Source organism: Rosistilla carotiformis (assembly GCF_007753095.1).
Lineage (GTDB): Bacteria > Planctomycetota > Planctomycetia > Pirellulales > Pirellulaceae > Rosistilla > Rosistilla carotiformis.
On record NZ_CP036348.1, the window covers coordinates 4500874 to 4516329 of the forward strand.

The window sequence follows — 15456 nt, forward strand, 5'->3', positions numbered from 1 at the left end:
TTCATCGCAGCGGGGGCGGTGGGCGACACCATCCAGCCGCCGAGGTCAACGATAGCAAACAAATTGTAAAATTTTCAAAAGGATTCGCCTGAATCGCTTTGCGGCTTTCGTCCAGCTCGCTAAAATTCCCGCTTCGACCCATATATTTTGCTTTCCAATGTCATAGGAGGACTGAAGCAATGACCCGCATTCCGCTGAGTCAAGCCGAAGAGCGTGCTCGCCTGCGTAGCGAGCGTCTTGAACTGAGTATCGCTGAGATGGAGCTTTCGGTTCGTACGACCAATTGCTTGGAAGAGACAGGCATCTTCACCGTCCGCGACCTGCTGCAGGCCTCCCCAAAACGACTGTTGGGGATTTCCAACTTCGGCGAAAAGACGCTCGAAGAGGTTTACGCAGCGTTGGAAAAGTTAGAGTTCTATCGTCCGGGCCGCAGCGCTCAGAACGAAGTCCTCTGCTAACAACCGCTCTATCGCTCTTAGCCCACCGATGGCTTGGGGCACAAAAAAAGACAGGCCGGCAATTTGCCGACCTGTCCTCTTTGAATCTGGATTCACTCGAAGCGCGAGTGGGTTTTCAGTCGAAGCAACTCAATCGTTAGATTGTTCTCGTGGCGTCAGCGTTTTGCACCCGTGACGCCGATCTTGTATCTCGCTTCTCTCTGAACGCTTGATGAATTGAATTCTTAATTCTCGTACAAGGTCTTCCCAGCCGACCGGCGACGTTTAAGTGTTGCCGGCGAAGACTGTTTTAGTTGCAGCAGCAGTTGCAAACTGGAACTTGGATTTCTTTGCAAACGTTCTTGCAGACCTGAACTTCAACGGTTTGTTGTTCGCAGTAAGGAACGCAAACGCTGTAGGTTTCGGTAACTTGCTCTGGAACCTTCTTGCACACGGTGTAAGAAACTTCACGAGTGCGGCATTCTGGAACGCACACGGTGTAAGAAACTTCACGATGGCGGGTTTCGCAGCGAGTCTTGCAAACTTCGCGTTGACGAGTTTCGCAAACCATGTTGACAACCTTAACTTCACGAGTGCGGCACTCGGGAACCATTACGGTGTACTTCACGGTACGAGTGCGAGTCTCAGGACGGCACTTCTTGACGGTGTAGCAGCGAGTTCGTTCTTCGCAACGAGTCTTGCAAACTTTGACTTCGCGTTGACGGGTTTCGCAACGAGTCTTGCAAACTTGAACTTCACGTTGACGGGTTTCGCAACGAGTCTTGCAGACGTTGTAGGTGCGAGTTCGCTCTTCGCAGCGAGTCTTGCAAACCTTGACTTCGCGAGTTCGCTCTTCGCAACGGGTCTTGCAGACCTTCACTTCGCGAGTTCGCTCTTCGCAGCGAGTCTTGCAAACGTTGATGCAACGAGTGCGAGTTTCGCAACGAGTCTTTTGAACTTGGCAGCAGATCGTTTGTGGGCAGCCACAAGCGTCGGTTACCGTGCGAGTTTCGGTTTCGGTGTAAGGAACGCTAACCGTGTACTCTTCAGTGCGAGTTTCGGTGTAGGGAACGCTTACCGAATAGGTTTCGGTCTTCGTTTCGGTGTAAGGAACGCTAACCGAATAGGTTTCGATCTTCGTTTCGGTGTAAGGAACGTTAACCGAGTAGGTTTCGGTCTTTTGTTCGGTGTAAGGAACGCTGACCGTGTAATCGACAACCTTGGTTTCGGTGTAAGGAACCTGGACCGTGTAATCGACAACCTTGGTTTCGGTGTAAGGAACCTTCACCATGTACTTCGCCGTTTTTTGTTCCGTGTAAGGAACCATGACGGTGTAGCATTCTTCACGCGAGCGGCATTCTGGAACCATCACTTTGTAGTTGACGGTCTTGGTGCTGCATTGAGGAACGCGAACGGTGTAGCTCTGGGTTTCGGTGTAAGGAACCTTGACCGTGTAGCTTTCAGTGCGAGTGCGTTGTTGAGGCACCTTGACCGTGTACGACTCTGTGCGAGTCTTTTGCTCGCTGACGTTGCGATAAACGGTCTTCGTGCGAGTTCGCTCTTCTTGACGCGTTTTCGCTACATTCACAACACGAGTTTCGGTGACCATTTGTGGAACGCGGATGGTCTTCGTAACCATCTGTGGTCCACAGGCAACGTCGCTGGGGCTTCCTGCCACGCTCGCGTTGCAATCCGATGTGCCACAATCATTGCAGTCGGCAAATGCCATTGGACACCAAACTGCAATCATTGCTGCGAATAGACCAGACATTAGGAAATGTCTCATCGTTGACTCCCTTCCAAGGATTGGTAACTTCTGTTTTCTGAGAATTCGTTTAATCGCACACATCACAAAGTGTGCTAGCTAGGGTATCGGGGGAATCCAGGGCAAATGCCAGCGTCAGGGAAAAAATGATACGTGTAACGATTCTCAGGCGTTCAGCGAGATTGCCGGTCGGCGCGATCTCCCGCTTTAACCGGTCACAACCCCGCCAATTTCATTGTTGTTTCAAGATTACCAATCGCGGTCGTCGCCCCGCTTGCGGTGACACAAAACGCACCCGTTGCGGCGGCCAACCGCCCCGCGTCTTGCGGCGTCAGATTTCCCAACAGCCCTGTGATCAATCCTGCATAAAACGAATCGCCGGCTCCCGTCGTGTCGACGATCTCGCCCGGGGGTGGGACTGCCGGGATCCCGAGAAACTGCCCATCGGGCGTCTGCAGCAATGCACCCTCGCTACCCAATTTGACGCCCAACAGCCCGATCGCGCCACAGCCGCGATAGACTTCGATGATCTCACGCGGGTCCACCTTGCCCGTCTGGTGCGTCGCTTCGCTATGACTGGGCACATATACATCCAAGTGCGGAAGAATCCGGTCCAACGGCTGCAGATCGCCACCGCTGCCGGCAGCGTCCATCGCCGTCATGCAGCCGGTTTCTCGAATCCTCGCGAAGATCTCCGGCAGGTCGTTCTGCAGCTTCGGCAACAACGAATAGTAACCGATCAGAAACATTCGACTGGCGGCGATCAGGTCCAAGTTATCCAAGATCATCTTTGGATCGATCATCTTCGGTGCCCCTTGATGGTGGGCAAAACTGCGTTGACCGGCGGCATCGATCATCACGACCGTGCTGCTGCTGGGCAGATCCGGATGCCGCAGCAACCGGCTTGTGTCAACGCCTTCGCGGCGGTAGTTTTCCCGCATCATGGTGTTCCAGGCGTCGTTCCCGGTATAACTGAGCATGGAAACCCGCAAACCGAGCCGCGACATCGCAATCCCCGCATTGGACGCGAGCCCACCGGTCGTCAAACCGATCGGTTCCACATGATGCAATTGTCCCGCGCCAACAGGCTGGTCCAACGCCATCGGCCGAACCAAGATATCCGCGGTACACGAACCACAGACGACGCAGTCCCACTGTTTTTCCATTTCAAAACTACCTAAAGACTATGGACAAATCGCTCGATCAAAAATTGGCCCGGATCGCCGCCGATCCCAGCTGCAACGACTTCATTCTCGCAGATGCCAAAGACCCTGACCTGGCGTTCGGATTGATGGGGCCAGGTCCCGCCGCGGCGGATCAACGGCATCGCTTCCGGACCCTCGACGAATTCCGTGACATCGTCCGCGAAATCGTCGATCGAAAACTGGTCGACATCATGTTGATGAGCGCCAGTACCAGTGAGATCTTAACGATTGATGAACGGATTTTCGACGACAGTCCGGTCACTCCCGCCGCCCGCGCCAACGATACCACCGACATCTGGTTCGCGCCCGGATCGCATTACCGCCATCAGCCGTCGCTGCCGTTCAGCAGCACCACGATCGACCACATTCAGTCGGGAAAATATGAGTGTCGCGACGTCGAACGCACTCTAGGTGCGAATCTAGGACTGTATTCGATCACGCTCAATAACGATGCCCAGCGGGACGCACTGACGCTGCAGCACTACAAGCAGTTCCGTTTAGAAGCCGAACAAAAAGGCTTCCGCCACTTTTTGGAAGTCTTTGCCCCCAACGCCCTTGTCCATCCCGTCGAAGATGTCGCCAGTTATGTCAACGACAGCATCGTCCGTCTGTTGGGTGGCATCACGCGCGCCGGGCGTCCGCTGTTTTTGAAGATGCCCTATTTCGGCCCCGCCGCGATGGAAGCGCTCGTCCGCTACGATTCCTCCCTGGTCGTCGGCATCTTAGGTGGGTCGGCGGGAACCACGATGGATGCCTTCCGGATGTTGGCCGACGCCAAAAAGTATGGCGCTCGCGTGGCCTTGTTTGGTCGCAAGATCAACTATGCCGAAGACCAAGTCGCGTTTCTCGGCTATCTGCGCCGCTTGGCCGATGGTGAGATCACGGCGACCGAAGCGGTCCACGCCTACCATGGGGATCTGCAGACACTTGGCAAGAAGCCGCATCGCGATTTGGCTGACGATCTGATGGTGACGCATTGCCCGATCTAAGCGCGACGAGAAACGGCGACCGGTCGGCTGCAAACGACGATACGATCGATCACGATCCGCGCTGGCAAGATTCCGCGTGGCGAAGCCGGCTGCGGCGGCAATTGCTGCGGTGGTTTGAAGGGAATGCGCGGACACTGCCTTGGCGGGAATCCCGCGATCCCTACCGCGTTTGGATCAGCGAGATCATGCTGCAACAGACCCAGGTTGCCACCGTGATCCCTTACTTCGAACGTTTTACAGCGCGTTTTCCATCGGTCGCCACGTTGGCAGCGGCACCGGAGCAGGAGGTGCTTCGGCATTGGGAAGGCCTGGGCTATTATCGCCGTGCCCGCCAGATGCATGCGGCGGCACAGAAGGTGGTCGAAATCCATGACAGCGAATTTCCCGAAACCTTTGCCGATGTCTTGGCGCTGCCGGGAATCGGACGCTACACCGCTGGGGCGATCCTTTCGATCAGCCGAGACCAACGCTTGCCCGTGGTCGAAGCCAATACGCTTCGGTTGTACAGCCGATTGATCGGGCTGCGAACGCCCCCCACCCATGCCGCGTCGCAGCGTGTGTTGTGGGAATTTGCCGAGTCGATTTTGCCCCGGCGCGGCAGCGGGCAACTCAATCAGGCCGCGATGGAACTGGGGAGTCTTGTCTGCACACCGCGTGAACCGACATGCAAAACATGCCCGCTGGCTGCCGGATGTACTGCGAGGGAACTTGGGTTGCAGGAAACGATCCCCGGCAAAGTGAAGAAGATCCAATACGAAGCGCGCCGCGAAGTCGCCGTCGTCGTGCGCAGCGGATCGCGATTTCTGGTCCGCCAGTGTCAGCCGGGCGAACGCTGGTCGGGACTTTGGGATTTCCCACGCTGTGAAGTGCCCGGGGATGCTGACCCAACACTTGTCGCCATCGATCATCTCCGCGACGCATTTGGACTATCGATCGAGCCACCGGAGCGGTTGGCGACAATTAAACATGGCGTCACGAAGTACCGGATCACCTTGGACGTTTTGAACGCGGAAGCCGTCGGAACACCGTCTCCGGCAAAAGACACGGCCATCCAGTGGCAGACTCGGGCGCACATCGGCAAACTGCCGTTGAGCACCACGGGGCGGAAGATCTTTCAAAAACTGTAGGCGCGGACGTTACATCCTTCGCCGAAGCTTTATTCTTTGATCACAAATTCCGGCTGCAGCGTATAACCGGCCGCCTTGGCACCATCGCGCGTCGTGACCAACACGACTTGGTTGGCGGGGGCATCGGGATCGGGACCGATCACCCAAACCAGCGCCTGCTTGGGGTCGGCCGGATCGGTTAGATCCTTCACGATATTCGCGCGCTGCACCAACTGGGTCAACACATCGCGAAGCTTCACGCCGTCGGCTTTAAAATCGCGAATCTGTTGGTTTTGCGTGATCCCCATTTTTTGCAGATCGTTGCCAATGATCACCACCTTCAACTCGGGGCTCCCCTTGGGGCGGATGTTGTTGACCTCGTCGACAACGGTCGATCCCGCGAAGTGCAGCGGCTCTTGTTCAAAGTTGACCTTGATCGGTTTTTCCAACATCTCGGCAACCGTCCACGGCTTGGCCGAGGCCGGGGCCGCGGCCATGCTGACCGTTCCCGCAGGCGTGTTCATCGCCAACCAAGAACCCAACAGAACGTTCGGCGCTGCATGACTGGGGAGATAGAAATTGGCAACCGCTTGGTTGTCGCTGATTCCCGTTCGCGATTGCGCGTCGACCGCGTCGAGCATCCGAGGCAACCGCAGCGCCAAAGCCCGCCAGGAGGGATGGGGTGTCGAACGATTGAGGAACGCTTCGGCTTGCAGCGCAAGATCGGCAAACTGGGTTTTCAGACGTTGAGTCAGCACCGCAGCCGACGTCCCGCCGCCGGGAGCCAAACGAATTTCGCCATACCATTTTGGCTCAAACTGCATCGTCAGCATCGCCACCGAGGTATCGGGGATCAGCATCTGTTTCAGCCCCTCGATAGCGCTTGGGGCGTAATCGGTCAGCATCGATTTACCGTCGGCGAACAGGAAGTTGGGCGTCGCGACGACCGTGAATTGCGAGTCGCCTCGGACATGGTTCCAAGTCTGTTCAAACTGTCGGGGCAGCGGGATCGCACCGCCCCCCATTTCAGCAACCAATTTCATCTGTTCGATCGACCCAACGGCAAAGTGCTGGATCGACATCGAATCGATCGGCGGTTGTTGGGCAACATAATAGGCGTCCGCGGTGGGAGAATCCCCTGCGAAGAGGGTCTGGTTTTCAGGCAATTCGGCGGCTTCGGGATCTCCCCACGCTTTTCGTAGGCTGCCCAGCGATTTCGCGTCGACCAATTCGACCGACAGCGCCGCCTGGATTCCCGAACCGGAAGTCGCTTCGACCGCCATCGTTAACCGTTCGACTTCGCCCAACGGAACGCCGATCCGTTTTTCCAAGCGTGCAACCCCGTCGGCCAATTCGGTATCCAACGCCGCCAACACCTTGCGGCCCGAGTTGTAGCCGAGGATATCGGCCGGGCGAACGACCACGATCATCTGAGGCCCAGGAGGCAACATCGCCAACGGTGGCGGCTGGCTTTCGTCCGGCGGCAACCATAACGCATAGCGGTCATCGCTAACCTCAAACGTTCCCCCCGGCGAAGTGGTGGGCGCATCGGGCGTCTGCGTGGGCTCTCTGCGTGGCGTTTGCGAAGCGACCGACGCCCCGGATCCGGCAACCGATGGCAACACCACCGGATCGGGCTCTGGATCGCGACGTGGTCCGCGATTGTTCATCAACAGCACCGCGATCAACAGCGTGAGCATCGAAAAGCCGACGCCGCCGATGACCATCGCGGCTGCCTTTTTCTTCTTTTTCTTCTTCTTGCGAACCCTTCCGCCCGGCCGTTTCGATTTCGGTTTGTCGCCATCGGTCTCATCGCGACCGGGCGCCGCGACGGTCGTGCCGACCGCTGCCGGAGCCGCTTGCGCTACCGCTTGAGGTGCCGCGGAGCCGGCCTGCGGTTGGGCCGCGGCAGGGACGGAGGCAACGGTAGCCGTCGGTTGCGGCTGAGCGGTTGGCTGAGTGGGAACTGGCTGAGCCGCGACAGGCTGTGCCGCTGCGGGCTGTGCCGGCTTGGCCGCAGCCGCCGGCTTGACGGGGACGACCGGTTCTGCGGCGGCAGCGGGACTTGCCACCGCGGGAGGAACCGAAGCGTCTGCTGCGGCCGGTTGCGACGGAGTCGGAACGGCTGCCGGTGCCGAACGCTGGGGCGGAGGCGTTTGCGGAGGCGGAACGGCCGCAGCGGCGGGAGGCGACGCTGGCTGAGGAGTGGGTGGCGCGGCGGCCGCTGGCTGCGGCGTCTCGGGAGCGGCAGCCGGTTGTTGCGGTTGTACGGGTTGTTGTGGTGGAAGCACGGGCGCTGCGGGCGTCGCAACGGCGGGTTGAGGATCCGATTCGACCACCTCAAAAATAGAGAACAGCACATCGGCCGAAGCGATCCGCGCGTCGCGATTCTTGGCCATCAGATGGGCGATCACGCGCAACAACGGATCGGATCGATCCCCTTGCTGAACGCGTTGCAGGCCTTCGGGGATCGAACTGGCGTGCAGCTGGATCACCGCGTCGGGCTGTGCCGCAGAAAACGGAGGTTGGCCAAAGCGGGCCAGATACAACAGACAGCCCAAGGCGTACAGATCGGTCGATTTGTCAGGACTTTTCCCGGGGATGCTGAATTCGGGAGCCGCCAATGCACTGGGGTGCAATCCACCGGCCCCCTTGGTGTCGATCGGATCCAGACAGCCGACGTTTGCGGCGTCCAACGGCGAGACAGGGCGGACGATCGGGTCGCGTAGCAAAATCGCGTCGTCGTGGTCGCTGATCCAGACATATTGCGGATGCAGGATGCCATGCGTTAGATCGGCCGCATGCAATGTCGACAACCCGGCCGCCAATTGTTTGCCGATTCGGGTCACCCGCTCGCTCGGCAACCGCCCTTGCGTCAACAACTGAGCCAGCGTTTTACCGGCTGGCAGATGCGACCACAGCACTCGTTCGCCCGTGGGCGTCGCAATCAGATCATAGGCTTGCACGTGGTCCGATTGGATTCGCCGCGCCTGAGTGAATCGGTTGCCAACGGTCTTGCCCGCTTGTTTTGCATCCAGGAAATAGAGCAAACACTCCGAAGCGGCTTGCCCCAATTCCCGGTCGAAGGCGCGAAACCATCGGCTCAACGGAGGGCTATCGACCGGTTGGGTCAACGAATAGCGTTCGAAGACGAGTCGCTGGGAGGAGCCCGAAAGCAAGTTCTTGGCCTGGAAAAGCGTCAGCTGTCCCGAGCTGATCATCCACTTGGCGAGGTCTTTGGCGCTGATCGGCGGGCCACCGTTGCTTTGAGCGTAGGCAACCGCCCAGACTCGGCACTGCGCGGCGTCTGCCAGACCACTGTTGGCGATGCGATTCCAAAAATCATTGACCGATACCGACATGAACACTTAGGTGGTTATTGGGTTCCGAGAGCGGGCGGCGGGGGGACAGACCCTATTCTTTGCCCAGCAAGTTTACTTCGCCAATTAACAACGACCCACCCACAGTATAAGGTAATCGAAAACTCTTCAGAGAACCCAGGGGTAATCGTCGTGGCAGGTCGTCGTTTCTTGGGGTATGTTCAATAGAAGACTGTTCGGTATCGGGGGCCAAGGGGCCTCCGCGCTGGCGAGCGGTCGCGCATCATGAAGTGACAGCGACAGTGGAAGAAAGCCCGTTGAATATCGTAATCCTCACAACCGAAGCGGTTCCGTTTGCTAAAACGGGAGGGCTGGCCGACGTCTGCGGTTCGCTGCCCCAGCAATTGGCTGAGCGTGGCCACAAGGTGACCGTGATAATGCCCGCCTTTCGGCAGGTGTTTGCGGCCGGCCAAACAATCACAACGACCGATGAAAAGGTCTCCGTTGCGATCGCTGGGAAGACCGTCACGGCGCGATTGCTGAAAAGCCATCTGCCGGGAAGTCCATGCGAAGTGGTGTTGATCGACCAGCCGACGTACTACGATCGCGAACAGCTCTACGGCGATGCCCAGGGGGACTTCTGGGACAATTGCGAACGATTTACTTTTTTCTGCCGCGCGGCCCTTTCCGCGATCGATACGCTCGAATCCCCCCCCGATGTCATTCATTGCAACGATTGGCAAACCGGTTTAGTTCCCGCGTACGTCGCCAATCGCTTTGAATCGCACCCGTGGATGGATCACGTCGCGACGGTCATGACGATCCATAACATGGCCTACCAAGGGCAGTTCTGGCACTGGGATATGCTGCTGAACGGGCTCGGTTGGGGGCAGTTCACCCCTGACAAGATGGAATTCTATGGCCATCTGAACCTGCTGAAGGCGGGAATCGTCTTCGCCGATTCGATCACCACGGTCAGCCAACGCTACGCCGAAGAGATTCAACAACCCGAATATGGTTGTGGTTTGGATGGCGTCCTACGCAACCGACGTCAGGTGTTGTCGGGAATCGTCAACGGCGTCGATTACCAAATTTGGGATCCGGCGACCGACAAGCATCTGGATGCCAACTACGGAATCGATGATTGGAAGACCGGTAAACAAGCCAACCGATCGGCGCTGCGACAAGAGCTGGGATTGGAGGACAATCCCGAGATTCCATTGGTCGGCCTGATCGGCCGACTCGCGGATCAAAAGGGTTGGGATCTTGTCACCGAATTGATGAACAACTGGCTGGGCGAAGGAAGCCCGGTGCAGTGGGTTGTGTTGGGAACCGGCGACCATCGGTATCACCAAACGCTGTCGGATCTCGCCAGCCGATACAACAAACGCTTGGCCGTGCACCTTGGTTTTTCCGACCAAATGGCCCATCGGATCGAAGCCGCCGCGGACATCTTCATGATGCCCAGCCGCTACGAACCGTGCGGGTTGAACCAATTGTACAGCCTGCGTTACGGAACCGTTCCGATTGTTAATCCCACCGGCGGCTTGGCCGACACGGTAACCGATGCAACGGAAGAATCGGTCCGTTTGAAGACCGCCACCGGTTTCTACATGCCCAGCTACAATGTCCGCTCGTTGGGCGAAGCGCTCGACCGTGCCGTCACAACGTATCGCGAGAGTCCGCAGATTTGGGAACAGATCGTGACCACCGGCATGCAACAGGACTGGTCCTGGCGACAAAGTGCGGTCCGATACGAACAGGTTTACCTGGAAACGATCGAACGACTGCATGGCGCAGCGGTCGTCTAGTTCCGCCGCGCTCACAGCGCACGGTGGTCCGATCGGCCGTCCCAATCCGAAGCTTGCCCAGTGGCGCGGTTAACGCGTTTGCACCCGCGCTTGGTGCACGACCCGATGGCAATCGGGCAACGATTCCAGGAAGATCCGTCCGTAGGGTTTGGTCTGCACCCGCGGGTCTAAGATCACCACCATTCCAGTATCGGTGGCCGTTCGGATCAGCCGCCCAAAGCCTTGCCGCAGCTTGATCACCGCTTCGGGCAACTGGTAGTCGACGAACGGGTTGCCGCCGGCGGCGCGGATCGCTTCCAAGCGGGCTTCTAACAGCGGATGATCGGGAACGCTGAAGGGCAGTTTCGTAATGATCACGTTCTGCAACGCGTCCCCCGGAACATCGACTCCCTGCCAAAAGCTGTCGGTTCCAAAAAGCACGCTGCGTGGATTGCTACGAAACGCGTCGAGGATCTGTGTCCGCGATTGGTCGCCCCCTTGGGTGTATAGCGACATACCTTGTTGAACCAGCCAGGGCGTCAGGGCGGCGGCGACTTTCTTCAATAGACCGTAACTGGTGAAGAGCACAAACGCATGCCCATCGGTCTCCAAAATGTAGCGTTTCACCTGTTCGGGCAACGCATTTTCGAACGCTTCCCGCTGGCTCGACGGATCGGGCAGGCCATCGACGACAATCAGCGTCGCTTGATCGCGATAGTTGAAAGGGCTGCCGACGCGCAACGATTCCCCACCGGTTAATCCGACCCGTGACCGGTAGAAATCGAAGTTGGCTTCGCTGCCAACCGCCAGCGTGGCGCTGGTCATCACGACCGACCGCGTTTTCTGGAACAGCATCTCGCGGAGCGCTTCGCCGACATCGATTGGTGTCGCGGCGAGGTTCACACGATCAAAACCACGATGCGATCGCGTTCGTTCGACCCAATAGACGTATCCTTCCAACAACTGCTGATTCCACGACTTCAGCGATTCGGCCAACACATTCAACCGATCATGCGCCGACATGAAATCCTTGCGGACCGATTCGTTGTCCATCCCGTCGCCGTAGCGTTTCAACTGTTTGGCCAACGACAATAGCGGATCGCTGACGACGTTAGGGGTCAGGTTCGGTCGACGGACACGGCCGTTGCGCCGCGGGTCTTCGTCCCACCAATCCAACAGCCCGGCAAAATATTCGTCGGCGGCAAAGTGACAGCGGTCAACGTCCTGTTGCAACCGCTGCAGATCGTGCGCGATCAGCAACCCTTTTTGGGTCCGCGGATTGTACAACTTGTTCAAGACATAATCGATCTGGCCGTTGGAAACTCGGATTCCCAAGTGATCCCCGGCAACCGCTTCGATCGTGTGGCATTCATCTAGAATCACCGCGTCGTAATCGGGCAACAGGCTGATGTCCTGCTGTCGCAGCGCCAGATCGCTGAAGAACAGGGCGTGGTTGACGACCAGGATCTGAGCGTTTTGCATCCGCCGGCGGGCCGCATAATAGAAGCACTTGTCGTGCGTCTCGCATTTGCGTCCCATGCAGTTGCCGCTGTCGCTGGCGACTTCGTCCCACACGCCGGGTTCGATCCGGGCCGGCACGGTGCTGCGGCTGCCGTCGGTCGTCTCCTTGGCCCACTGGGTGATCTGGCGCAGCTGAACGTGCTGCGTATCGCGTTCGAACATTCCGACCGCTTTGGTCTGGGCCAGTTTTAACCGGCGCAACGAAACGTAGTTCGACCGGCCTTTGACCAGCACCGACGAAAACTCGCGCGGGATCACGCTGTTGAGAAGCGGCAGGTCTTTCATGATCAGTTGTTCTTGCAAACTGATCGTGTGCGTCGAGATCACCACGCGGCGAGGTCGCGGCGGGTCGCCGGACGAATCGTCGTCCTCCTCTTCGCGTTGATCGCCGGTGGCGAACAGAATCGCGGGTACCAAATAGGCGTAACTTTTCCCCGTTCCGGTCCCTGCTTCGGCAACCAGATGGTGCCCCTGTTCGATCGCATCGGCGACCGCATCGGCCATCCGCAGCTGTTGGGGGCGCTGTTCGTATTGCGTCAGCCGCTTGGCGATGCGTCCATCGGGGCCAAGGATACTGGCGGCATCGAGCATGAGCGGACTTCGGTTGAGGAGAGCGAGGGAGGGCTACGCCAAAGCGACGTGGAAACCTGGAGTTTAACGCAGAAGGTCGGAGTCGGAAATCACAACGGCTGAATTTGTAAGCTATCTTCCCAACAGAGGCGTGCGCGCCGCAGGCTGCCGGGCGAAATGGGCCCTGAAAATCGTTGCAACCCGCACTCGCTGCACCCCGTAATCGTTGTATTTTTCCAAATTCTCGCTTCGACGTTAAGAATGATTGACGTTGGTTGGTGGGATTTGGTCCAACAAGCATTCCGCAAACCGAACTCCAACGCCCCCTTCGGTGTTGGCGGTGGAACTTTAAAGAAAGCTGCGAAGCGTTGCGACTAATCGCTCGTGCTCTCTGCAAACCTATCCGTGGTAAAAAACATGTCGACTCAAAACAAACCAGCGCTTGCAATCGTCGTTCTGACGGCAATCCAATGCTTGGCAATCGCCGCGCCCGCCCAAGCTGGCCCGCTATGCGATTGGTTGTTTGGTCGCAATCGAACGGCCTACTACGTTCCCACCGGTACCTACATGCCGACGCCACAAGGCCCCACCGTAACCGCCGGTTACCTACCGACGACCAACGTGGGCTATCCGCCGATGTACACCGGCCAACCGCAATTTGGATCGACCGCCACCGCCTTTCCTCCCCAAGGAATGGCGGTCACGTCGTATTCGTTGCCGACCGCCACGCAACCGGCGCTGCCCGTCGCGCCACGCTATTCGGCGGCCTACGGCGCTCCATCGCTAAACCAATACGCCTTGCCCCCTTCGGGAACGACAACGGCCTATTCACCGATCACCGGCCCCGCCACGGGGAACCAGAACTATCCGCTGCAATCGGCGCCCTACTTCTGGCCGAGCCCACCACAGCAGAACTCCTTCACGTCGTGGTTGCCCAACATCGGTTCGTATTTCGGAACGGGGAACTATTACCCATCCAATACGCCCTACCCAACGAACACCTATACCAGCAATTACTGGTCCAGCTATCGCGTGCCCAGCGCTGGCGGCGCCGGAGCTCACATGTATCCGCCGACAACGGCCGGCTACCCCACGGCAGCCCCGGTCACCGCGGGCTATCCCAGCTACCCGAGCAATCCAGTGGTCAGTGGCAGCCCGATCATGACGGCCCCTTCTTATTCGTCCGGCTACGCTCCGAACACCAGCTTCTCAACGAACACCTACAACGTACCGGTCACCTATTACCGCCCGATCCAATCGGTCGATCCAACCACCGGTCAATCCGTAACCACGATGCAAGGTTGCCAGTCGTACCAAACGCAAGTTCAACGAGTCCCTTCCTATTCGCTTGGCGGATCGGCACCGGCTCCCGCATCGCAGTGCTCCGGTGAACCGCAGTGTCCGCCCGGCAGCTATGAATCGACACCGGGCTACGGCACCAACCAGTATGGTCCCGCCCCCAACACTTACAATCCTCAGGCCGCGCCAACCAATCGTCCGTCGTTTGGCAACACGCCAGCGCAGCCCAACTATGGCACGCCCCCTGTGACACAACCGAACTACGGCACGCCCCCGGTTTCTCCCCCCAGCTACCAACAGCAAGGGGCTTATCCGCAGAGCACCTACCCGCAGAACGGTTACCCGCAGGGGAACAACAATTACGCCGCACCTCCACAAGGCGGCAACGACCAAACTCCGCTGCAACAACCTCAACTGCAACCCAACAGCAACACTTCGATGAGTTTGCCATCGTTCCCTGGAACGGGAGCCAGCAATTCACGATCGGGCTTTGAGTTCCAACCACAACAACCATCGACACGCCTGGATGTAAAGCCGATTCCCGCGCCGCAGCAGTACCAGTTCCAATACAACACGACCGACGATCGCACCGCGCGTCACGAACCTGTTGTATCCGAACCCCGTTCGTCGACCGTGGCTCAAGCAACCTACAAGACGATCCAGTGGGCGGTACCCAAATCGAACCCATCGACTTCGGCCGTTCAGGTCTCCGCTCCGAGCACCGAATTGCCTCGGTTGTCCGCACCTCGGAACGCCGCCCCTAGCCACGCCAGCCCTCGCTACGTTGCTCCAACGCGTCCAGCGCCGCAAGGCAACGGCGGTTACCGCGACAGCGGATGGGTTAGCGGACGCTAGTCGCCGACAAGCGACCACTTTGCTGCGAATGAACCCTTTCGCGGGAAAGAAATTCGAACGAAACAGAAGGCTCCGATCCGTCGGAGCCTTTTTTTGTTGGAACCTGCGTGCCGGGGAGGTTGCCGTTGAACGTGTCGGCGCGTTGGATGCGCGAGCGGATTTCAGAGCGGCGAATCGGTTTCGGCGATCTGATTGCGATCCGAAGCAATCAGCTTTTCTTTTGCTTGCCGGGGCAATGCTTTGATCGCGAGTTCCCGTTTCAATGCAGCGCTTTGATCGGGCTGTTGCTCGTGATAAACGATCGCCACCGGCAACCGTGATCGGGTGTAGCGCGAGGCGGTTCCGGCGTTATGCTGTTTCAGCCGTCGCGCGAGGTCTTTGCTGATCCCCGTGTACAGCGAACGGTCTTCGCAGCGGAGAATGTAGACGAACCAAGGGGCGGGAACGCTTTGAGGTTCGGCGTCATCTGGCGAATCGGTGGGTGAAGGGGATGGCGACACGAGTGGCTTGCTCAAATCGGGGGCTCGAAACACAGAGGTAGGTTCGCCTGCGACCTCGTCGATCGGCGGCGGTCTCTCGGCGGCCGAATGTAACAGAAA

At 58.3% G+C, this 15456-nt stretch carries 10 protein-coding genes; 5 read left to right on the plus strand and 5 right to left on the minus strand.

All coding sequences use genetic code 11. The annotated features are described in order from the left end of the window. The first annotated feature begins 179 nt into the window (after positions 1-179). Positions 180-458, plus strand: a complete 279-nt coding sequence (locus Poly24_RS16285) for a DNA-directed RNA polymerase subunit alpha C-terminal domain-containing protein (RefSeq protein ID WP_145097559.1) — start codon at positions 180-182, stop codon at positions 456-458. A 289-nt stretch (positions 459-747) separates the two neighbouring features. Here Poly24_RS16285 and Poly24_RS16290 read toward each other — a convergent pair whose 3' ends face one another. Together Poly24_RS16290 and Poly24_RS16295 are read right to left on the minus strand one after the other, a co-directional pair. Beyond that, positions 748-2076, minus strand: a complete 1329-nt coding sequence (locus Poly24_RS16290; protein WP_197451959.1) for a hypothetical protein — start codon at positions 2074-2076, stop codon at positions 748-750. A gap of 341 nt (positions 2077-2417) precedes the next feature. Then, positions 2418-3368 carry a carbohydrate kinase family protein gene (locus tag Poly24_RS16295; RefSeq protein ID WP_145097565.1) on the minus strand — a complete coding sequence of 317 codons (951 nt, stop codon included), beginning with the start codon at positions 3366-3368 and terminating at the stop codon, positions 2418-2420. Positions 3369-3388: 20 nt separating this feature from the next. Between Poly24_RS16295 and Poly24_RS16300 the strand changes: the two genes are divergently transcribed. Then, positions 3389-4396, plus strand: coding sequence for a hypothetical protein (locus Poly24_RS16300; RefSeq protein WP_145097568.1), 1008 nt, complete (start codon positions 3389-3391; stop codon positions 4394-4396). Next, entirely contained in the window at positions 4384-5523 is a 1140-nt protein-coding gene (mutY, locus tag Poly24_RS16305; protein ID WP_231753178.1) for an A/G-specific adenine glycosylase, read from the plus strand. Before Poly24_RS16300 ends, mutY begins: the two co-directional genes overlap by 13 nt. A 29-nt stretch (positions 5524-5552) precedes the next feature. Here the strand turns inward: mutY and Poly24_RS16310 are convergent, their stop codons facing one another. Then, entirely contained in the window at positions 5553-8864 is a 3312-nt protein-coding gene (locus Poly24_RS16310; RefSeq protein ID WP_145097571.1) for a serine/threonine-protein kinase, read from the minus strand. A 275-nt stretch (positions 8865-9139) separates the two neighbouring features. On the opposite strand from Poly24_RS16310, the gene glgA reads away from it, so the two are divergent. After that, complete coding sequence (gene glgA, locus Poly24_RS16315; protein ID WP_145097574.1) at positions 9140-10633, plus strand: glycogen synthase GlgA; 1494 nt, start codon at positions 9140-9142, stop codon at positions 10631-10633. Between the two features lie 69 nt (positions 10634-10702). Here the strand turns inward: glgA and Poly24_RS16320 are convergent, their stop codons facing one another. After that, positions 10703-12724: an ATP-dependent DNA helicase gene (locus Poly24_RS16320; RefSeq protein ID WP_145097578.1), complete on the minus strand. Its 2022-nt coding sequence runs from the start codon at positions 12722-12724 to the stop codon at positions 10703-10705. A gap of 396 nt (positions 12725-13120) precedes the next feature. On the opposite strand from Poly24_RS16320, the gene Poly24_RS16325 reads away from it, so the two are divergent. Continuing rightward, positions 13121-14857, plus strand: a complete 1737-nt coding sequence (locus tag Poly24_RS16325; protein WP_145097581.1) for a hypothetical protein — start codon at positions 13121-13123, stop codon at positions 14855-14857. Positions 14858-15018: 161 nt separating this feature from the next. Here the strand turns inward: Poly24_RS16325 and Poly24_RS16330 are convergent, their stop codons facing one another. Further along, entirely contained in the window at positions 15019-15372 is a 354-nt protein-coding gene (locus Poly24_RS16330) for a GIY-YIG nuclease family protein (RefSeq protein WP_231753179.1), read from the minus strand. Positions 15373-15456: the final 84 nt, after the last annotated feature.